The 20781-nt window shown below is 72.7% G+C and carries 13 protein-coding genes; 8 read left to right on the top strand and 5 right to left on the bottom strand.

Features of this window, described 5'->3' with window-relative positions; all coding sequences use genetic code 11:
- Positions 1 to 46: 46 nt before the first annotated feature.
- Positions 47 to 205: a hypothetical protein gene (locus ACFU53_RS00580; protein ID WP_383984161.1), complete on the bottom strand. Its 159-nt coding sequence runs from the start codon at positions 203 to 205 to the stop codon at positions 47 to 49.
- A gap of 74 nt (positions 206 to 279) precedes the next feature.
- On the opposite strand from ACFU53_RS00580, the gene ACFU53_RS00575 reads away from it, so the two are divergent.
- Positions 280 to 3492: a beta-N-acetylglucosaminidase domain-containing protein gene (locus ACFU53_RS00575; RefSeq protein ID WP_383984158.1), complete on the top strand. Its 3213-nt coding sequence runs from the start codon at positions 280 to 282 to the stop codon at positions 3490 to 3492.
- A gap of 14 nt (positions 3493 to 3506) precedes the next feature.
- On the opposite strand, the gene ACFU53_RS00570 is transcribed toward ACFU53_RS00575, so the two are convergent.
- On the bottom strand, positions 3507 to 4295 hold the full coding sequence (locus ACFU53_RS00570; RefSeq protein ID WP_383984155.1) for a sugar isomerase domain-containing protein: 789 nt from the start codon (positions 4293 to 4295) through the stop codon (positions 3507 to 3509).
- A gap of 170 nt (positions 4296 to 4465) precedes the next feature.
- On the opposite strand from ACFU53_RS00570, the gene ACFU53_RS00565 reads away from it, so the two are divergent.
- From ACFU53_RS00565 to ACFU53_RS00540, 6 genes are all read left to right on the top strand, one after another.
- Complete coding sequence (locus ACFU53_RS00565) at positions 4466 to 5350, top strand: MurR/RpiR family transcriptional regulator (protein ID WP_319265730.1); 885 nt, start codon at positions 4466 to 4468, stop codon at positions 5348 to 5350.
- A 129-nt stretch (positions 5351 to 5479) separates the two neighbouring features.
- On the top strand, positions 5480 to 9880 hold the full coding sequence (locus ACFU53_RS00560) for an NEW3 domain-containing protein (RefSeq protein WP_383984152.1): 4401 nt from the start codon (positions 5480 to 5482) through the stop codon (positions 9878 to 9880).
- 221 nt (positions 9881 to 10101) lie between these two features.
- On the top strand, positions 10102 to 10773 hold the full coding sequence (locus ACFU53_RS00555; protein WP_383984223.1) for a peptidyl-prolyl cis-trans isomerase: 672 nt from the start codon (positions 10102 to 10104) through the stop codon (positions 10771 to 10773).
- 206 nt (positions 10774 to 10979) lie between these two features.
- A complete protein-coding gene (locus tag ACFU53_RS00550; RefSeq protein ID WP_383984149.1) occupies positions 10980 to 12353 on the top strand; it encodes an extracellular solute-binding protein in 1374 nt (457 codons plus the stop codon).
- Positions 12354 to 12355: 2 nt separating this feature from the next.
- On the top strand, positions 12356 to 13375 hold the full coding sequence (locus ACFU53_RS00545; RefSeq protein ID WP_383984146.1) for a carbohydrate ABC transporter permease: 1020 nt from the start codon (positions 12356 to 12358) through the stop codon (positions 13373 to 13375).
- A complete protein-coding gene (locus tag ACFU53_RS00540; protein ID WP_383984143.1) occupies positions 13372 to 14286 on the top strand; it encodes a carbohydrate ABC transporter permease in 915 nt (304 codons plus the stop codon). Before ACFU53_RS00545 ends, ACFU53_RS00540 begins: the two co-directional genes overlap by 4 nt.
- Here the strand turns inward: ACFU53_RS00540 and ACFU53_RS00535 are convergent.
- Together ACFU53_RS00535 and ACFU53_RS00530 are read right to left on the bottom strand one after the other, a co-directional pair.
- The gene (locus tag ACFU53_RS00535; RefSeq protein WP_383984140.1) at positions 14250 to 16553 is read right to left on the bottom strand and encodes a glycoside hydrolase family 3 N-terminal domain-containing protein; all 2304 of its coding nucleotides are present in this window, start codon (positions 16551 to 16553) and stop codon (positions 14250 to 14252) included. The two genes, ACFU53_RS00540 and ACFU53_RS00535, sit on opposite strands and share 37 nt — an antisense overlap.
- A gap of 60 nt (positions 16554 to 16613) precedes the next feature.
- Positions 16614 to 17726 (bottom strand): BadF/BadG/BcrA/BcrD ATPase family protein, encoded by a 1113-nt coding sequence (locus ACFU53_RS00530; protein ID WP_383984138.1) that lies wholly within the window; start codon positions 17724 to 17726, stop codon positions 16614 to 16616.
- A 22-nt stretch (positions 17727 to 17748) separates the two neighbouring features.
- On the opposite strand from ACFU53_RS00530, the gene ACFU53_RS00525 reads away from it, so the two are divergent.
- On the top strand, positions 17749 to 19029 hold the full coding sequence (locus ACFU53_RS00525) for a glycosyl hydrolase (RefSeq protein WP_383984220.1): 1281 nt from the start codon (positions 17749 to 17751) through the stop codon (positions 19027 to 19029).
- Positions 19030 to 19108: 79 nt separating this feature from the next.
- On the opposite strand, the gene ACFU53_RS00520 is transcribed toward ACFU53_RS00525, so the two are convergent.
- Complete coding sequence (locus tag ACFU53_RS00520) at positions 19109 to 20611, bottom strand: glycoside hydrolase family 3 N-terminal domain-containing protein (RefSeq protein WP_383984135.1); 1503 nt, start codon at positions 20609 to 20611, stop codon at positions 19109 to 19111.
- Positions 20612 to 20781 lie beyond the last annotated feature (170 nt).

The following is a 20781-nucleotide window of genomic DNA, read 5'->3' as shown; positions in this document are numbered from 1 at the left end:
CGAGCAACGGCCCTGTCGCCGCGGCGACAGGGCCGTTGGCATGTGGTCAGGCGGTCGCGTCGAAGACGATCAGCGCTGCGGACCCTTCCGCCGGCAGTCCCACCCGCAGTACGTGACCCGGCTCGTCCCAGTCGAGCGCCGTAGGCTCTCCCGCCTCGAACAGCACCCGAGGCCGGCCGTCGACCCGCGGCAGCGTCAAGGCCACCGTTTCGGGCGCCCCCTCACGCCGCCACACCCCGCCCTATTGAATGGTTGATTCAGCAGCCTTAGCCTCTTTCGATGGCTTCAATCACCTCTCTCCTCCCGCGCCCCGAGCACCCCCACAGACCCCCCACACCCCGCAGACCCCGCAGACCCCGGCGTCTGCGCTGGGCCCTGCTCCTGGCCCTGAGCCTGAGCCTGCCTTCACTACCGTCGGCCGCCGCCGCTCCGTCCGCTCCGTCGGCGCCGAAGAGCCCGGCGGTCCCCGAGGTGTGGCCGACGCCCCGGCACATCGAGGGAGACGGGCGTCAACTCGCCGTTCCCGACCGGGTGGTGGAGGTCGTGGGGCCGGACACCGACCCCGCCGCCCGACGGGTCGTCGAGGCCGCGCTGCGGGCGGCCGGGGCCGACCGGATCGTCACCGTGCCGGCCGGAAAGCGTCCGCCCGCCGCCGGACTCACCGTCTTCGTCGGCGGGCCCGGCGAAAACCCGGCCACCAAGGGCGCGTTGCAGCGGCTGGGCGTCAAGTCCCCGGCCGGGCTGCCCGCGGAGGGATACGTCCTGGCCTCCGGCCGTCACGCCGGGCGTGCCCTGCTCGCCCTCTCCGGCATCGACACCACCGGCACGTTCTACGCCGCCCAGACCCTCCGCCAACTCCTCACCGGCGAGCGCCTGCCCGAGGTGACGGTCCGCGACTGGCCCACGGCAAAACTGCGCGGCGTCATCGAGGGCTTCTACGGCACCCCGTGGACCCACGCAGAGCGGCTGAGCCAACTCGACTTCTACGGCCGCACCAAGCAGAACGTGTACGTCTACTCCCCCAAGGACGATCCCTATCTCCGGGAACGCTGGCGCGACGAGTACCCGGCCGCCCAGCTGGACCGGTTGCGCGAGCTAGTCGACCGGGCCGCCGCCCATCACGTCCGCTTCACCTACGCCCTCTCCCCCGGCCTGTCGGTCTGCTACTCCTCCGACAGCGACATCACCGCGCTGGTCCGCAAGTTCGCCTCGCTGTACGACATCGGCGTGCGCTCCTTCGCGATCCCGCTGGACGACATCAGCTACACGAAGTGGAACTGCGCGGCGGACGAGGAGAGGTTCGGCAGCGGGGGCGGGGCCGCCGGTGCCGCCCAGGCGCATCTGCTGAACCGGGTGTGGGAGGAGTTCTCCGCCGGCCGCACCGGTCTCGATCCGCTGGAGATGGTCCCCACCGAGTACTCCGACCTCGCGGACACCCCGTACAAGAAGGCGCTGCGCGAGCAGTTGGACCCGGACGTCGTCGTCGAGTGGACCGGCGTCGGCGTGATCGCGCCGACCGTCACCGCCGCGCAGGTGCGGCAGGCCCGCGAGGTCTACGGGCATCCGATCCTGGTCTGGGACAACTACCCGGTCAACGACTACGTCACCAGCCGTCTCCTGCTCGGGCCCTACACGGGCCGGGAGCCCGGCGTGGCCCGTGAGTCCGTCGGCGTCACCGCCAACCCGATGGTCCAGGCCGAGGCGAGCAAGCTCGCGCTCTTCACCTCGGCGGTCTATCTCTGGAACCCGGACTCCTACGACCCCCGGGCCGCCTTCCTCGCGTCGGTCCGGGATCTGGCGGGCTCGGCACCGACCGGGAAAGCGGGATCCGGAGAGCCGAAGGCCGCGAAATGGCTGCGGATCTTCGCCGAGAACAGCTACTCCTCACAGCTCGACGCGACCGAGTCCCCCACGCTGACCAAGCTCATCGCCGCCTTCCGCACGGCGTACGACGAGGACAAGGGCCTCGACCGGGCGGCGGCCGCGCTGCGGTCCTACTTCACCGACATGGCCGCCACACCCGCGAAGTTGCGCGCCCATCTCGCCAACCCCGGCTTTCTGGCGGAGACTTCACCCTGGCTCGACAAGCTCGGCTCGTACGGCAGCGCCGGACTGACCGCCGTGGATCTGTTGTTGGCCGGCAAGCGGGGTGACGCCGAGGCCGTGTCGACGTACTGGAACCGGCTGCGGAGCGAGCGCAGGGCGCTGGACGCGGTCCCGCAGCAGGTTTCGCCGGGAGTGATGGACCAGTTCCTGTACACGGCGATGCTCCAGCACGCCCCGGACCCCGGCGTCGACCCGGCCTTCTCGCCCGGCTCGCTCTCCCTGAGGCCCGGCGCGAGCGCCACGGTCACCCTCACCCTGGCCGACGACCGGTCCGCCGCGGCACGGTCCGTCGACTGGAAACTCACCGTGCCCGCCGGGGTCACCGCGTCCCCGGACAGCGGCACGGTCAGCGTCCCGGCGGGCGGCAGCGCCTCCGCCACCGTCACCTTCACGGCAGCCGAGGGCGCCTCGGCGGGGGTTCGCTCGGTCGTCGTGTCGGGCGGTTCCGGTGTGCTCACACGGGCGCTGCCCGTCCAGGTGACCGACGGCACGGGAACACCGAGGGCGCTGACCGCCAACTTCAGTGGCGCGTCGGTCAGTTCGGTGGACCTCGCCTCCGGTACGAGTACCGAGATCAAGGTGGGCGCCAACCCCGGCGAGGTGATTCTGAGCACCGACGGGCGTACCGCGTACGCGGCCAACCAGGGGTCGAACTCGGTCAGTGTCATCGATGTGGCGAGCGGGAAGGTCATCGACTCGGTCGGGGTGGGCCGTGTGCCGGCCGGGCTCGCGCTCACGCCCGACGGCGGCACGCTCTGGGTGGCCAACTACACCGACGGCACGGTCCAGCCCGTGGACCTCGCCGACGGCACGGCGGGCACCCCCGTCCCGGTCGGAGCGGGGCCGGAGAACATGGCGGTCACCCCGGACGGCGGAACGCTGTACGTGGCGAACATCCACGACAACACCGTCACGCCGGTCGACCTCGGCACCCGGAGGGCGGGGGCGGCGATTCCCGTCGGCCCTCGCCCGTTCAACGTCGTCGCCGCCCCGGACGGGAAGACGGTGTACGTGTCCAACTCCGGTGGTTCGACGGTGACGCCGATCGACACGGCGAGCGATGACACCGGTCCGACGTTCCTCGTCTCCGGTCAGGCCTACGGCCTGACCGTCTCCCCGGACGGCCGGACCCTGTGGGTCAGCCCGAGCACGGGGGACACCGTCACACCGGTCGACACGGTGACCGGCGCCCCGGGCAAGACGGTCACGGTCGGCAGGTCGGCCTTCGACGTGGCGCCCGACTGGAACGGCGCCACGGTGTACGTCACCACGGCGGACGGAAACAGGCTGGTGCCGGTCGACACCGCGTCCGGCACCGCCGGGGCCCCTCTGACGACCGGCGCCTATCCGCTGGCGGTGGCGCTGACGCCCGTACCGGTGTCCTAGGCAACCGGGGGTGATCAGGTGGCGGTACGCCGGATCCGTCCGGCGTACCGCTTCTCCAGCTCCAGGTTGCCCTCGAAGCCGCCGGGCACGTTGGCGGAGACGTAGACCGGGGGGCGGTCGCCGGAGGCGAGGAGCTGGGCGGCCGCCTCGGCGACCGTCATCTGGACGAGCATGACGCCGGTCAGGGTGGAGAGGGCGCAGACCGCGCCGCCGGTCGGCAGCTCCAGCAGGGCGTCGCCGCGCGGGGCCGCGTTGTCGAGGACGACGTCGGCGAGGTCGGCGAGCTTCTTGCCGCTGGGGTGGGTGGCGGGCACGGAGTTGGTGTGGGCGAGGGAGGTGAGGGCGAGGAGGCGGTGGCCGCGCTCCTTGGCGTGCAGGGCCATCTCGACGATGACGTTGTTGACGCCGGAGTTGGAGATGACGACGAAGAGGTCCTGGGGGCGGGGGCCGGCCAGCTCGTAGAGGCGGACCGCTACGCCGGGCTCGCGTTCGAGGAGCGGGTCGTCGAGGCCACGGGGGTGGTCGCCGCCGAAGAGAACGAGGTCGGCCATCTGGATCCGGTTCGTGGGCACGAAGCCGCCGGCGCGGCCGGCGAGTTCGAGGACCATGGCCTGGGAGTGGCCGGTGCCGAAGGCCTGGACGACGCCGTCCTCGCGGACGCAGTCGGCGATCAGCGCGGCGGCGGCGCTCACGTCGGCGCGCGCGGACTCGGTGAGGCGGTTCAGGACGGCCAGGCCCTCGCGCGCGAAGCGGTCGGCGCTCACCGGCTCGGTCACGGACTCATTGGCGGACTCGACGGACACCTGAGACTCCCCACTGGTGGATTGAACCACCCCATACTCACCTATCAGTGAATCACTGAATCACACGCTCGGCATCGAGGGCAATGGCGCAGTTCACCCCCGAGTGCGGGCGCAAAGGCCGGTCCTGGTATTCAGCCGCTGCCTCAACGGGTGGCTGGTACCTTCTCTTCATGCCCTCGACCGATGTCACCACCCTGATCCGCACCGAGTTGCCCCGGCTGGCCGGCTCCCTGCGGAAGGTCGGCGAGCTGATCCTGGAGGATCCCGCCGCCGTCACCCACTGCTCGGCCGCGGAGCTGGGCCGCCGCACCGGCACCTCCCAGGCCACCGTCACCCGGTTCTGCCGGGCCATCGGCCTCGACTCGTACCAGCATCTGCTGATCGAGCTGGCCCAGGAGCGGGGCCGGGGCGAGTCCTCCGAGTGGGGCAGTGCGGAGATCGGCCCGGACATCTCCCCCGACGACAGCCTGGAGCGGGTCGTCCAGGTCGTCGGCACCGCCGATCTCCGGGCCGTCCAGCAGACCATCGACCGGATCGACCTGGACTCGGTCGAGCGCGCGGCCCAGGCCGTGGCCCGCGCCCGGCGCGTCGACGTGTACGGCGTCGGCGGCAGCGGCGCGGTCGCGCAGGAGACGGAGACCCGGCTGTTCCGCATCGGCTGCGCGGTGCGCGGCTGGACCGAGGTGCACGCGGCGACCACCTCGGCCGCCCTGCTCACCCCGGCGGATGTGGCGATCGGCATCTCCCACTCCGGCGCCACCCGGGAGACGATCGAGCCGTTCGAGCTGGCCAAGGAGCGCGGCGCCACCACCGTCGCGCTCACCGCCGACCCGCGCTCACCGCTGGCCCGCGCCGCCGACATCCGGCTGATCTCCTCCTCCTCGGAGACCAGCTTCCGCACCGGCAGCATCGGCGCCCGCCACTCCGTGCTGATGCTCATCGACTGTCTGTACGTCCGCGTCGGCCAGCTCTCCTACCAGCGGGCGAGCGCCTCCCTGGCATTGACCGACCACATCGCGGGGGCACACGCGGTGAAGTCCCGGCGTCCTCGCTGACCGGGCGGGACATCGGCCGCCGGACCGGCCGACTATGCATGGATGAATCAACCAACATTCCATTGAATGGTTGATTGAACCACCCCACGCTGCCAGGATGGGGCTCCGCCGAGCACTCGTAGGAGCCTCATGCGCGTCATCTCTGTCGAGTCGACCGAGCTTTTCGTCGGGACGGAGGACCAGCCGCACCAGGTGGTCGCCGTCGAGGTCGAGCACGACCCGGGCCGTCCGGTCCGGCTGAGTGCCGAGGGCTCGGACGTGCGCGGCGTCCGGGAGACCGCCGTCACCGTCGGCGAGGACGGGACCGTACGCGCCGAGATACCCGTGGCCGTCGACGGTCTCGCCCCCGGCGACCGCCGCGAGATCACCGTCACGGCCGTCGACGGGGACCAAGTGGCCCGGCACAGCGCCGAGTTCACGGCCGCCGAGCCCGGCTGGACCATGTTCATGGTCAGCCACTTCCACTACGACCCCGTCTGGTGGAACACGCAGGCCGCCTACACCGAGACCTGGGACGTCGCCGACGACCCGGCCGTCACGGGGCTGCCCGCCCGGACCTTCGACTCGCGCGGGCAGAGCGGGATGAGCCTGGTGCGGGCCCACTGTGATCTGGCCCGGCGCGACCCGGCGTACACCTTCGTGCTCGCCGAGGTCGACTATCTCAAGCCCTACTGGGACGCCTTCCCCGAGGAGCGGTCCTTCCTGCGGCAGCTGATCCGCACCGGCCGGGTCGAGATCATGGGCGGCACCTACAACGAGCCCAACACCAACCTCACCGGCGCCGAGGCGACGATACGCAACGCGCTGTACGGCGACGGCTTCCAGCGCGGGATCATGGGGGCCGCACCGGAGACGGCCTGGCAGCTGGACGCGTTCGGGCACGACCCGCAGTTCCCGGGGCTGATGGCGGACGCGGGGGTCACGTCGAGTTCGTGGGCGCGCGGCCCGTTCCACCAGTGGGGGCCGACCCTGTCGGTGTTCGGCGAGGAGCCGCGCGACCCGCAACGCATGCAGTTCCCGGCCGAGTTCAGCTGGATCGCCCCCAGCGGGCGCGGCCTGCTGACCGCGTACATGGTCAACCACTACGGCGCCGGCTGGGCCATCGACAACGCGCCCACCCTGCCCGAGGCGGAGGCCGCCGCGCTCAAGCTCTTCCGGGGGCTGAAGAAGGTCGCGCTCACCCGCAACGTCCTGCTGCCGGTCGGCGGCGACTACGCCCCGCCGTGCCGCTGGGTGATGGGTATCCACCGCGACTGGAACGAGCGGTACGTCTGGCCCCGGTTCATCAGCGGCATCCCCCGGGACTTCTTCGCCGCGGTACGGGCCGAGCTGGAGCGGGAGGGGCGCACGGCGTCCCCGCAGACCCGGGACATGAACCCGGTCTACACCGGCAAGGACGTCTCCTACATCGACACCAAGCAGGCCCAGCGGTACGGCGAGGCGCTGCTCGCCGACGCCGAGGCCTGGGCGACCCTCGCCTCCCTCACCACCGGGCACGCCTACCCGGACGCGGCCCTCGACAAGGCCTGGCGGCAGCTGATCTACGGCGCCCACCACGACGCCATCACCGGCTCCGAGTCGGACCAGGTGTACATCGACCTGCTCACCGGCTGGCGGGAGCTGTACGACCTCGCCGGGACCGTGCACGCCGACGCGACCCAGGCGCTCGCCGACCGGGTCGTGCCCCTGCCGGGCGACGGCACCGACCTGGTCGTCTTCAACTCCGCTACCTGGCAGCGCAAGGACGTCCTGACCGTCGCCGACCCCGGCCGGGTCCCGCTCGACCACACCGGGCTGCCGCTGCCGGCCGTGTCCGAGGACGGCGAACTGAAGGTCGTCGTGCCGGAGGTGCCCGGCATGGGCCTCAAGGCGCTCTCCCTCGCGGAGGGTTCGGTGACCGGCTGGACGGCCGGTGAAGGCGCGACGATCCGCAACGAGTTCTACGAGGTGACCGTCGACCCCGCGCGAGGAGGAGGCGTCAGCAGTCTGCGCGCGCTCACCGAAGCCGGGGGCGATGGCGAGGGCGGCCGGGAGCTGCTGCGCGCCGGGGGCATCGGCAACGAGCTGGTGGTGCAGGAGGAGTACCCGAGGCACCCGCGCTTCGGCGAGGGCCCCTGGCACCTCACGCCGACCGGCACGACCGCCGCCCGCAGCCGGGACGTGACGGCTGACATCGATGTCGAACACTCGTCCGCCGGCTCGCGGATCACCGTCCGCGCCGACCTGGGCCTTTTCCGCTACACCCAGCGGCTCACGCTCTGGGCGGGCGTCGACCGGCTGGACGTGACGACGACCGTCGACGGCTACGACGGCGCCGACCGGCTGATCCGGGTGCGCTGGCCCTCGGACGTACGCGGCGGGCTTCCGGTGCACGAGGTCGCGGACGCGGTGATCGGGCGCGGCTTCGGGTTCGTGGAGGTGGACAGCGAGCAGTTCCCGTGGACGCTGGACAACCCCGCGAACACCTGGTTCGGGCTCGGCTCCACGGCCCGCATCGCCGTCCACGACGACACCGGCGCGCTGCTCGGCCATCGGTCCGTCGGCGTCGCCGAGCTGATCTTCAGCGACTGGGACTCCGCCGGTGAGCTGGGCACCCCGCTCGCCGCCGCCCTGGTGCGTACGGGCGTCACGGCCACCTCGACCATCGCGGGCGGCCCCCGTTACGGCGACCTGGAGGTCGACTCCAACCTCCCCGACATCCGCATCGCGGTCGGCGGCCCGGAGCGCAACTCCCTGGTCGCCGAGGCCCTCGGCTGGGACCCGGCCGCCGCCCGCGAACTGCGCCGCCAACTGGCCGAGGACGGTCTGGCCTCGGTGTGGGTGGCGCCCCGCGCCTCGCTCCGCGAGGAGTGGGTGCCCGGCGCCGACCTGCGCGACCTGGAGCGGCTGCCGCTGCTCGTGGTGGCGGGCGCCCGCCCCGAGGACGACGCGAAGGCCGTCGACGCGCTCGTCGCCGACCTGGACGACGCGACCGTACGGGCCACCGCGGCCGGGGGTGGCGAGGCGCTGCCGCCGGGCGACGCCTGGGACGGGCGGGGCTTCGCGATCCTCAACCGGGGCACCCCCGGGTGCGTCGTCACCTCCTCCGGCGACCTCTATATGTCGCTGATGCGCTCCTGCACCGGCTGGCCCTCCGGCATCTGGGTCGACCCGCCCCGCCGCACCGCCCCCGACGGCTCCGGCTTCCAGCTCCAACGCTGGTCCCACACCTTCGAGTACGCGGTCGTCGCGGGCGAGGGCGACTGGCGCGACCTGGGCTGGCCGCGCGTGGGGCACGCCTTCAACCATCCGCTGACGGCGCGGTTGCGGGAGCCGGATCATCCGCTCACGGCACGACTGCGGGAGCCCGCCGGGACTCCGCCCGGCCTGCCGAGGACCGCGGCCCTGCTGTCGCTGGAGCCCGAGGGCCGGGTGCTGCTGGACGCGCTGAAGCCGGCCGGATCGCCGCTGGCCCGGGGCGGCACGGCCTGCGCGGACCCGGCCCGCGGGGTCGTCGTACGGACGCACGAGGTGGACGGACGGCCGGTGCGGGCTCGGCTGGCGGGGCCGTCGGCGTGGGCCGGGGGCAGCCGGGCGGACGTCCTGGAACGGCCCGGTGAGGCTCTGGCCCCCGGCGCGGACGGGGCGTTGGAGCTGGACCTGACGGGGTTCGAGGTGGCCACCGTGCTGGCCTCGCCGGTCACCACCGCTCAGGCCTCGCGGTCCGCAGGGCCCCGCGCCGACGCCTCGCGGTTCGAAGGGTCCACCGCCGGCGCCTCGCCGGCGGACGGCCGCCCCGCCGAAGACCCCGGTGTCGCCGCGCACGAACCCGCCCAGCCCGTGCACACCCGGTACTGGCTGCACAACTCCGGTCCCGCGCCCCGGGGGAACATGCCTGTGGCCGTGTATCTCTCGCCGACCGCGCTGAGCGCCGACGGGCCGGTCACCGCGGCGGTCCGTATCTCCTCCGAGCTGACGGACGCGCCCGTGTCGGGCACGGTCGCCCTGGAAGTGCCGCCCCGCTGGAGCGTCGAGCCCGCCCAACTGCCGTACGCGCTCGGCCCCGGCGGGTTCTCGCTCACCGAGGTCACCGTGACGCCGCCGCCGGACCCGGTGCCCGGCCGTTACTCGCTGGCCGCGCGGCTGGCGTACGGCGGGCAGACGTTCGAGGACGTGGTCGCCCTGGACGTGCCCGGCGAGGCGGCGGAGGGCGAATCCGACGGGCGGACCGGGCCGGGTCTCGTGATGGAGCTGGGCGTCGACCGGGTCGAGGTGCGCCGGGGCGAACGGGTGCGGGTGCCGGTGAGCGTGCGGAACACGACCCGGGGCCCGGTGAACGGAACGCTGTGGGCGCTGTCGTCCTGGGGGACCTGGGCGGGGGTCGGACCGGGCCTCCAGGGGTTCGCCCTGGCCCCGGGGGAGAGTACCGACTGCCTCGTCGAGGTGGACGGATCGGCGGTGCCACCGGGCTCGTACTGGCTGATGGCGAAGGCCGGCTGGCACGGCTGCGTGGCCTATACGGAGACGGTCGTCCTGGAGGTGAGGCCATGAGCGAGCCCCCTGCCCACGGCGGCCACGCGGAGCCGGGCGACCACGCCCCGCCGCACGGGCACTCGGCGTACGCCGGGCATGCCGGGCCGGGCGCCCACTCCGCGCCTGACGGGCACACGGCCTCGCAGGGACACCCGGCGCCGGACCGACACGTGGCCTCGCACGGACACCCGGCGCCGGACGGACACGCGGGACACGGCGGGCACGCGACGTCGGGCGGAATCGCGGCGCGCGAACAGCTCTCCGCGCCGCACAGCCACCCGGCCCCCGCCGGGCCCGCCGTGCTCGTCGGTGGTGAGCCCGTCCCCCGGGCCCGGGTCGACGCCGTGCTGGACGCCGTGCCCGCCCGGGACCGGGAGGCCCGGCCGGAGGGGCAGGCGCGGGCGGAGCGGCAGCGCAGGCGGTGGGCGACGCAGGTCGTCGTCGCGGACGAGCTGGCGCGGCGGGCCTGTGCCGCGCGGGGGCTCGCGCCGCCGGACGAGGGGTCGCCGGCGGGTGCGCTCGCGGTGTCCGGGACCGAGGTCGCCGACCTGGGCAGCATCATCGCGGTGGCGCTCGCCCACTCCCCCGCCGCGCGCGCCCTGCTGGCGGCGCTGGAGACCGAGCAACGGGTGCCGGAGAAGGCCGTACGGGGCTTCTACGACCGCAATCCGGACCGATTCCTCACCGCGGAGGCGCTGCGGCGCGGCGTCGACCCGTACGGCGGGGCGGGGCCGGGGGACTTCCTGCCGTACGACGAGGTCCACGACGACCTCGTGCGGGAGCTGCGGCGGGCGATGGGCCGGCAGGCCTTCTTCGACTGGCTGGACCGCGCCCGGGCCGACGTGGAGTACACGCCGGGGCACGAGCACCCGGGCGACCCGTCGCACCCCGACCACGAGCACCGTCACTGACACGCGGCGCCCGAACACCCGGCCGGCAAACGACTCGGAACCGAAAAGCAACACGGCTAGGCATTGACCTCCGATGAATTCTGGTCCACCTTTTCATCAATCGGAGTCCAAGTTGGTGATTTGAACCAGCGGCTCGATCCGGCAGCTCGATTCAACGGGTTGATCCAGCAGCGTGGTCCAGCAGCTGACTGATCGCAGGAGGCAACATGCGCGCGAGAAGACTGACCGGATGTGTGGCGGGCGTCATCGCCCTCACCCTGACCGCCGCCGGCTGCGGCCTGTCGGGCGGCGGCTCCGACAGCGGGGACGCCACCGCCGGCGGCTGCGAGGTCGACCAGGGCAACGTCGGTTCCGGGAAGCTCACCGGGGACGTCAAGGGCACGATCACCTTCCAGACGACGAACCTGAAGAAGGACTTCGGCGACTACTTCAACGGCGTCATCAAGGCCTTCGAGAAGGCCCACCCGGACACCACCGTGAAGTGGGTCGACGACCCGGGCGACGCCACGTTCACCCAGCGCCTGGTCACGGACGCGCAGGGCTGCACGCTGCCGGACGTGGTGAACATCAACGTCAACACGGCGATCGCGCTCACCAAGAACGGCTATCTGCTCGACCTGGACAAGAAGGCGCCGGACGCGGGCGAGCCGTTCGTGCCCAACCTGTGGAAGTCGAGCAGGTACGCGGACGCCTCCGGCGCCAAGGTGCACAGCGTGCTCCCCTGGTACTCCGGCGGCATCGTGCAGACCTTCAACACCGACCTGATGGAGAAGGCGGGCCTGGATCCGGCCAAACCTCCGACGACCGTGCTCGGTCTCTTCGAGGACGCCCAGAAGGTGGCCGAGGCCTCGGACGGCAAGTACTACGCGTTCCTCGCCAACCCACAGCTGCGCATCCCGGCCGACTGGCAGCAGATGGACATCAAGATCCTCTCCTCCGACGGCAAGAAGTTCACCTTCGCCGAGGACCCGAAGACCGCCCAGTGGGTCGAGGCCATGACGAAGCTCTACAAGAGCGGCGGCATGCCCCGCGACTCGCTCTCCTCCACCCAGGACCCGGCCAACGTCTACGGCCAGGGCAAGCTGGTCTACGGCCCGACGAACCCCAACTTCCTGCGCTTCATCCAGCAGAACAACCCGAGCGTCTACAAGAAGACCGGGGTCGCCCGCTTCATGCTGGACGACCTCGGCCACACCGTCGGCGCCCCGCAGTACGTGGGTGTCGCGTCCACCAGCAAGAACGCGGCGACCGCGCTGTCCTTCGCGCAGTTCCTGACCAACGCGGAGAACCAGCTGGGGTGGGCGAAGGATCCGAACGTCGTCATCTTCCCCTCCACCACGGCCTCCCTCGACGACCCGTTCTTCCAGTCGGTCCAGGGCGACGACCCGTTCGCCGAGGCCCGCAAGATCGTCGCGAGCGACCGCAAGACCTCGACCGCCGACGAGATCGCGCTGACGCCCGGTGAGCTGAACGCCATCACGGCCCAGATACAGCTGGCCATGCAGGGCAAGAAGAGCGCCCAGGACGCGCTGGACGAGGCCCAGAAGAAGGCCAACGAGCTGATCGAGCAGGGCAGCTGAGTATGACCACCCTCTCTCCCCCCACCGAGGGACCGGGGGTCGCGGACTCCTCCCGCGACCCCCGCCCCGGGGAACCGAGCGGCCGGCGCCGCCCGTTGCGGGCCCTCAGGCCGGGCCCCACCGCCGATGCGGGCGGCGCCGCGCTGTACCGCCGCTGGTGGCTGCCGTGGCTGTGGATGTCACCGGCGATCATCGGCATCACCGTCTTCGGTCTGTACCCGTTCCTGAACACGCTCCTGCTGTCGTTCACCGACGCCAAACCGCTCGGCGGCGCCGCCTCGTTCGTGGGCCTGGACAACTACACGCGGATGCTGGGCGACTCCGACTTCTGGCTCGCCACCCGCAACAGCGTGCTGTACGCGCTGATCGTCGTCCCGCTGATGGTGCTGCTGCCGCTGATGCTGGCCGTGCTGGTGGAGAAGAACCTGCCCGGCATCGGCTTCTTCCGCTCCGCCTTCTACACCCCGGTCCTCGCCTCCAGCGTGGTCGTCGGACTCAGCTGGCAGTGGCTCCTCAGCGACCAGGGCCTGGTCAACACCTGGCTGCAGAAGGCCCACATCATCCGGTCGGCGATCCCGTTCCTCTCCGACTCCTGGCTGATCCTGCTGTGCGCGATGGGGCTCACCCTGTGGAAGGGCCTCGGCTGGTACATGATCTTCTACCTGGCCGCGCTGGGGAACGTACCGAAGGAGCTGCACGAAGCCGCCGCCGTGGACGGCGCGGGCGCGATCCGCCGCTTCTGGCACATCACCATGCCCGGCGTCCGCACCTCGATGATGCTGGTCGGCACCCTCACCGGTATCGGCTCGCTGCGGGTGTTCACCGAGATCTACATGCTCGGCGGCGCGACCGGCGGCCCCGGCGGCGCCGACCGCACCCTCCCGTTCTACATCCGGGACGTCGCCCTCGACCCGCTCACCGGCAACGCCGGCTACGGCTCGGCGGTCAGCGTCGCCCTCTTCGTACTCACCCTGGGCCTCACGCTGCTCGCACAACGCCTGACGAAGGAGGACGAGTCATGACGACCGCCGTGAAAGAGCAGGCGACGGCGGCGGCCGTGACTCCGGTGGAGAGGCGGCGGCGCCTGATGCCGCGCTGGCGGGACTACGGCCGGCCACGCGAACTCGTCGTCCGCTACCTGCTGTTGCTGTTCGTCCTCGGTATCACCGTCGGCCCGCTGCTGTGGCAGCTGCTGTCGTCGCTGAAGGGCGTCGGCGAGGACGTGTTCGGCTCGAACGCCTCCCTCTTCCCGCGCGACCCGACCCTGCGCGCCTACCGCGAGGTGTTCGCGCAGGTCCCGGTCTGGACGTACATCCGCAACAGCATGGCCGTCGTCGCCCTGTCGGTCACCAGCCAGCTGGTTTTCTCCACACTCGCCGGCTACATGCTCTCCAAGCCGAGCTGGAAGGGCCGCAAGCTGGTCTGGGTGCTGCTGATGGCGTCCATGATGTTCCCCTTCGAGTCGATCATGGTCTCGCTGTTCCTCAGCATCCGTGACCTGGGCCTGCTCGACAACCTGGCGGGCGTCTGGCTGCCCGGATTCGTCGCCGCCATCAACGTCCTCATCATGCGGGCCGCGTTCCTCGCGGTGCCGCGCGAGATCGAGGACGCGGCGATGCTGGACGGGGCCGGCGAGTGGAAGCGGTTCCGGTATCTGTATCTGCCGTCCGCGTGGGGCGCCATCCTCGTCGTCACCATCAACACCTTCATCAGCGCCTGGGACGACTTCCTCTGGCCCCTGATCGTGCTGCGCACCGAGGACCACTTCACTCTGACGCTGGGCCTCGCCCGTCTGCAGTCCTCGTCCTTCGGCTACGACCAGCGGATGGTGATGGCAGGCTCGGTGATCTCCGTGATCCCGGTGCTGGTGCTCTTCGTGATCACCCAGCGGTGGTTCTACAAGGGGGTGTCCTCAGGGGCCGTCAAGCTCTGAGGCCGCTCTCTCAGGTCCAGGACCAGGGGTACGACGGTGAGCGCCCCTCGCGCCGACTCGGCGACTCGGATCTCGACGGCACCGACACCTGGCGGCACGTCGAAGGACAGGGAGACCGTACGGCGCTCACCCGGCGCGAGGCCGACACCCTCGAACGCACACAGTTCGAGGGTGCGCGGCCATACTGGAGTGATCAGCCGCCGAAGGTAGACCTGCACGACCGTACGCCCGTGCCGTGTCCCCGTGTTGGTGACGTCGACCTCGACGCCGGCCCCCGCGAGGCGGGGTGTGCCGTACGCGAAACTCGTGTACGACAGCCCGTGCCCGAAGGAGTGGAGCGGCTCGGAGCTCTCGTCCACGTAGGCGCCGTACTCGGTGTCCTTGTGGTTGTAGTGGACCGGGAGTTGGGCTGCCGAGCGCGGCACCGAGACGGGCAGCCGGCCCGTGGGTTCCGTGAGCCCCAGCAGTACCTCGGCGATCGCGGTGCCGCCCCACGGGCCCGGGTACCAGGCGGTGAGCAGCGCGCCCGCCGTGTGGGGTACGGCGTGCGGGCGGCCCTGGATCAGGACGACCGCCGTCGGCGTCCCTGTCGCGACGACCGCGTCCAGCAGCGCGTGCTGGGCCTCCCCCAGCCGCAGCCCCGCGAGGTCGACGCCCTCGCCGCAGGTCATCTCGGACACCACCGTCCGCGCGGCCCCGTTGGCGTCGAACTCCGTGTCGGGGGTACGGGCGCTGCTGCCGCCCAGCACGAGTACGGCCAGGTCGGCCGCCGTGGCTTCGGCGATCGCGGCCGGGACGGCGGTGCGGTCGGCGCCGGTGAGGGCGGCGCCCCTGTCGTGGCGGATGTCCGTGCCGGGCGGGGCGAGGCGGCGCAGTGCGTCGAGGACGCTCTCGCCGGTGCCGGGGCGCTGCGGAGCGGTGTAGTCGCCGAGTTGGTGGGCGGTGGTGGCGGCGTGCGGGCCGAGCACGGCGATACGGCGTACCGATGGCCCGATGGGCAGGGTGCCGGTCGGGTTGTGGAGGAGGGTGACACAGGCCCGGGCCAGGTCGGTGCTCAGTGCGCGCCCGGTGTGCTCGGGGATCGGCGCGCGGCGCGTGCAGGGGTTCTCGAACAGGCCGAGGCGGAACTTCAGGCGCAGGACGCGGGCGACGGCCGTGTCCAGGGCGGCTTCGCTCACCAGGCCCCGTTCGACGGCCTCCTCCAGGTGGGTGAAGCCCTCGTCCCAGAGGCTGAGGTCGATTCCGGCGTCGAGGGCGAGGGCGCCGGCGGAGACCTTGTCGCCGGTGACGCGGGCGAGGCGGTCCACGGCGAGGCCGTCCGCCATGACCAGGCCCTGGAACCCCCAGCGGTCTCGGAGCAGCCCGGTGAGGAGGGCGCGGTTGCCGGAACAGGGCATGCCGTCGACCTCGTTGTAGGCGGCCATGACGGCGGCGGCGCCGGCGCGGACCCCGGCGCGGGCGGCCGGAAGGTGGATCTCGTGCAGTTCGCGGGGGCCGAGTTCGGACTCGGCGGAGTTACGGCCGCCGACGGTGGCACCCTGGCCGGCGAAGTGCTTGAGGACGACGGGGGCGCGGTCGGCGGCGAAGCCTCCTTCCGCGTCCGGCGTTCCCTGCATGCCCCTGACCAGCGCCTCGGTCAGGCGGGCCGCGAGGTGGGGGTCCTCGCCGAAGCACTCCTCGGTACGGCCCCAGCGCGGGTCCCGCGCGATGTCCAGCGCGGACACGAGGGCCACGTGGCCGCCACGGGCGCGGAGTTCGGCGGCGGCGTGCGCGGCGGCCCGCTCGTACAGGGCAGGATCCCAGGTGGCGCCGACGGCCAGGTTGACGGGGAGGACCGTGCCGTCGAGGGCCATGTGGCCGTGCGGTACCTCCTCGACGAACAGGGCGGGGATACGGAGGCGGCTGCGCTCCAGGACGTGGCGCTGGACCAGGTCGACGAGGTCGGCGCTGTCGTCCGCCCCGGGACCGTGGCCGTGGTCGACGCCGGACCAGGCGTCGGCGCGCATCAGGCCGTAGAGGGCGCCGAGGCCGGCGAAGCGCTCGGTCTCGGCGTACAGGGCGTCGGTGAGTTCGAAGTCCCCGTCCGGGGTGCGGCGGTAGGCGTCCCAGCCGTACATCCGCTGGTTGAGCTGGCCGACCTTCTCGCGCCGGGTCATACGGGAGAGGAGGTCGGCGACGCGGGTGTCGAGGGGGGCGGCCGGGTCGAGGTACGGGGGCTGCGTCGCGGGGGTGGCGGCCGGGGCGACCGTCTGGTCCTGAGGGGGCATGGGTCGTCCTTGTCGGCATCGGGGAGGAGCTGGGCTGGGGGGTGGGGGGCTCTTGCCCGGTCAGTCGCGGGCGGCGTGGGCGAGGCGGGCCAGGGCGACGGCGCCCGGGGAACCGTCCGACACCGGGGTGACGGTGAGTCCGAGAGGGGCCAGACGTTCGGTCAGCGGGGGCAGCAGGGGGCCGTTCGGGGCGAGGAGGCCGCCGGTGGCGACGAGGGGTTCGCCCGGGTGGGGCGCCAGGGCCGCGACGGTCTCGGCCAGGCGGCGGGCGGCCTCCTGGAGGATCTGCACGGCCACGACGTCCTTCTCCTCGGCGGTCCGCACCACCCCGGGCGCGTGGTCGGCCAGGCGGACGGGTGACCGGTCCATGACGGCGGGCAGCAGATGGGCACGGTAGGCGGTGCGCCGCTCGGCGCTCCACGGGACGGCGTCAGTGGCTCCGTAGCCCTCCGGGGGCAGGACCTGCGCGGGCAGCCCGAGGTCCTGGCCGACGGCGAGGACGAGCGCGGTGGGCACGCTCCGGCCGTCGGCCGCGCGCAGGGCCGCCCGTACGGCCGCGCGGCCGATCCAGAAGCCGCCGCCGTCGTCGCCGAGGAGCCAGCCGTCGCCGCCTGAGGTCGCGGCCGGCACCCGTCCGGCGATCCGGGCCGCGACCGCGCCGGTGCCGGCCACCAGGACCAGTCCGTCGGCGGGGTGGCCGGGGGCCGCTGCGAAGGTCGTCTCGATGTCGCTGTGGACGCCGACCGTGGTCGCGTCGATGCCGAGCCGGGCCAGCGCGGCGCACAGGGCGGCCCGGGCCCGCAGTCGGCCGGGCTCGTCGGCGCCCTGGGCCTGGTGGCCGGCCCCCGCGAAACCGCCCGCCACCGCGACCACCCGCCCGCGCAGTTCCTCGGGCACGGCTTGCGCGACGGCCTCGGCGAGGTGGTCGGCGAGGACCGGCCCGGGCACGGTGAGCGCGTTGCCCGGCCCGGCCGTGCCCTCGCCCCGGGTACGGCCGTCACCCAGGTCGGCGAGGACGGCACGGGTACGCGTGCCGCCGGCGTCGAGGCCGACCACGTAGGCGGGGGAAGCCGCGGTACCCGGGGATTCGTCAGCAGCCGGGGAGTCGTCGGCAGCCGGAGATGCGTCGCAGGCCGGGGAATCCGCGAAAGCTTGGTTCAAATCACTATTCATTGCCGTCCATGGTGGTTGATACATTCGCCGGAGACAAGGTCCGTCTCTTGAGGAGGACGCCATCAGCACACCGCCCTCGCCCACACCCGCACTCCGCTTCGGAGTGAACTACACCCCACGCAGGGGCTGGTTCCATGCCTGGCACGACTTCGATCCCGGGCTCGCGCGCGAGGACCTGGCACAGATCGCCGGGCTGGGCCTGGACCACGTCCGGGTCTTCCATCTCTGGCCCCTGCTCCAGCCCAACCGCACCCTGGTCCGGGCGTCGGCCGTCGACCAGCTCGTCCAACTGGTGGACCTGGCCGCCGAGTGCGGGCTGGACGTCCTCGTGGACGGCGTCCAGGGCCATCTGTCGAGCTTCGACTTCTACCCGGAGTGGACGCGCAGCTGGCACCACCGCAACGTCTTCACCGACCCCGAGGCGATCGAGGCCCAGGCACTGCTGCTGCGCACACTGGGCCGTGCCCTCTCGGGCCACCCCCACCTCCTCGGCCTCCAGCTCGGCAACGAGCTCAACAACCTGGTCGAGCACAACCCGGTCTCCGTGGCCGAGGTCGACCACTACCTGGACACCCTGCTGGCCGCCGCGCGGGACGGGCTCGGCGAGGGACGCGGCCTGGTCACGCACTCGGCGTACGACGCCGCCTGGTACGGCGACGACCACCCCTTCACCCCCGAGTCCTCGGCCCGCAAGGGCGACCTGACCACCGTCCATCCCTGGGTCTTCTCCGCCGACTGCGCCCGCCGCTACGGGCCCCGCTCACCGCAGGTGCACCACCTCGCGGAGTACGGCACGGAGCTGGCCGCCGCCTACGCCACCGACCCGGCCCGCCCGGTCTGGGTCCAGGAGACCGGTGCGCCCGAGCCACACATCCCGGCGTCGGACGCCCCCGACTTCGCCCGCGCGACCCTGCTGAACGCGGCCGGCTGCGCCCACCTGTGGGGCGTCACCTGGTGGTGTTCGCACGACGTCGACCGCTCCCTGGCCGACTTCCCGGAACTGGAGTACACGCTCGGCCTGTTCGACTCCACGGGCCGCCCCAAGCCGATCGCGGACGCCCTGTCCGCGACGGTGGCCGAGATCCGCACCGCCGCCACCCCGCCCGATCCCCGCACGACGGCCCTGGTCCTGGACTGCACCCCGTCCACGCGCTCGGTCTCCGGCCCGGGCGGCGCCTTCTTCGACGCCTGGATGGGCCTGCGGCAGGAGGGCACCCGCCCGGCGGTGGTCCTGGCGGAGCGCGCGGAGGACACGGCGTACCTCGCGGCGAGGGGGATCACGGAGCTGATCGAGGGGAAGTGAGCGGGCCGAGGGGCGGACACCGTCAGGACGTCCGCCCTCTTGGTCCCCCTCAGCCCCTCTCAATCCCTTTCAGCCCCTCTCAATCCCTTTCAGACGTCCGCCCCGTCAGGACCTCGGCCACCGCCCGCAGGTTGACCCGTCCCCTCCCGTGCGCGGACACCGCGCTGCCCGCCTCCGGCAACCCGGTGGAGACCGGCAGCGCGTCCGGTCGCGCGGTCAGCAGCGCGCCCCGCAGACGCCCCTGCCAGGGGTACAGCTCCGCGTCGCACACGGCGACGACCAGCGGACGCTCCCCGGCGGCCCGCAGCGCCTCCTCCGCGACGGCCCCGAGGTCGTCCGGCTCCCCGGCGACCGCCGTCCCCGTGGCGGTCGGGTCGAGGGCGCGGATCTCGGTCAGCAGGTCCTCGCCACCCCAGTTGAGGGCGGGGTGCGGGGGCGGGAAGCAGTCGACGACATGGGCGCCCGGCACCGGCTCCGGCAGCGGCCCTCCGCTCCGTACGGCCTGTCGCGCCGCCGTCAGTCCGGCGTCCGCGTCCCACGTCGCCACGGCACCCGGCCGGTACGGCACCGCGTACCTCAGCGCGAGCCGCCGTACCCGTTCCGCGGCCTCGCTCACGCGCTCCTCGGCGAGGTCGCCCGTCCGCAGGGCGTCGAGCACGGCGTCCCGGCAGGCGAGGGTGACCTGCAGGTCCGGTACGGCGACGATGACCTGGTCCGCTCCGGCGGCGAGCGCGAGCCGGGCGCCGGCCGCCTCGCCGTAGCGGTCGGCGATGGCCTTCATCTCCAGCGCGTCGCTGACGAGGACGCCGTCGAAGCCGAGTTCGCCGCGCAGCAGGTCGGAGAGGACGCGCGGGCTGAGGGTGGCGGGCAGGTCGGGGTCGAGGGCCGGGAAGACGACATGGGCGCTCATCAGCATGGGCACGCCCGCGTCGACGGCGGCCCGGAAGGGCGCGAGGTCGAGTCGCTCGTACGGCCGTGGATCGACCGACAGCTCGTGGTGGCTGTCGGTCACGGTCCCGCCGTGGCCGGGGAAGTGCTTGGCGCAGGAGGCCACGCCGCGTGCCTCGGTGGCCTCGATCCAGGCGCGCAGATGCCGGGAGACCAGCTCGGGGTCGCCGCCGAAGGCGCGGGTGCGCACGATCGGATTCTCGGGCCGGCTCTGGACGTCGGCGACGGGGGCGTAGGAGGCGGTGATGCCGAGCGAGAGCAGGTGTCCGGCGAGGGCGTCGGCGCACGCGGCGGTCAGGCTCGGGTCGTCGGCGACACCGAGCGCCCATGAGCCGGGCACCTCGGGAGCGCCCGCGGCTACCAGGTGGCCGATGCCGCCGCCCTCGTTGTCGATGGCGACCAGCAGATCCGGGCGCAACGTCCGCAGCGTGCCGGTGAGTTCGCGGACCTGGTCGGCGTCGCGGATGTTGCGGGTGAACAGGATGACCCCGCCCAGCCCACGGTCGATCAGCCGTTTCAGGGTGTCGGGGACGGTCGTCGTACCGTCGAAGCCCGCGACGAGGCAGCGGTGGGCTGCCTCGTCGAGGGCCGCGGGGAGGACCGGGCCGACAGGCCCGGCGGCGGAGTGTGTCACCCCCGAAATCCTCTGGCTGATCAAGCCGAAAGTCAACAGCTTGGTGGATGATTGATTCATCAAGCCTCGGCGGTTCCGCGGGGTCGGCCCGTCCTGGTGGCAGTCGTGGCGGTCGTGGCGGGTCGTGGCGGTCGTGGCGGGTCGTGGCGGGTCGTGGCGGTCGCGGGGCC

The sequence above is a fragment of the Streptomyces sp. NPDC057474 genome, from assembly GCF_042802555.1.
Lineage (GTDB): Bacteria > Actinomycetota > Actinomycetes > Streptomycetales > Streptomycetaceae > Streptomyces.
Note: the sequence above shows the minus strand (reverse complement) of the source record. Positions and strands in the feature narration are given on the sequence as shown.

Bases quoted from the DNA above. Each gene is read 5' to 3' on its own strand.
- ACFU53_RS00575 (WP_383984158.1), top strand. From the start codon at position 280: ATGGCTTCAATCACCTCTCTCCTCCCGCGCCCCGAGCACCCCCACAGA.
- ACFU53_RS00565 (WP_319265730.1), top strand. From the start codon at position 4,466: ATGCCCTCGACCGATGTCACCACCCTGATCCGCACCGAGTTGCCCCGG.
- ACFU53_RS00560 (WP_383984152.1), top strand. From the start codon at position 5,480: ATGCGCGTCATCTCTGTCGAGTCGACCGAGCTTTTCGTCGGGACGGAG.
- ACFU53_RS00550 (WP_383984149.1), top strand. From the start codon at position 10,980: ATGCGCGCGAGAAGACTGACCGGATGTGTGGCGGGCGTCATCGCCCTC.
- ACFU53_RS00545 (WP_383984146.1), top strand. From the start codon at position 12,356: ATGACCACCCTCTCTCCCCCCACCGAGGGACCGGGGGTCGCGGACTCC.
- ACFU53_RS00540 (WP_383984143.1), top strand. From the start codon at position 13,372: ATGACGACCGCCGTGAAAGAGCAGGCGACGGCGGCGGCCGTGACTCCG.
- ACFU53_RS00535 (WP_383984140.1), bottom strand. From the start codon at position 16,553: ATGCCCCCTCAGGACCAGACGGTCGCCCCGGCCGCCACCCCCGCGACG.
- ACFU53_RS00530 (WP_383984138.1), bottom strand. From the start codon at position 17,726: ATGAATAGTGATTTGAACCAAGCTTTCGCGGATTCCCCGGCCTGCGAC.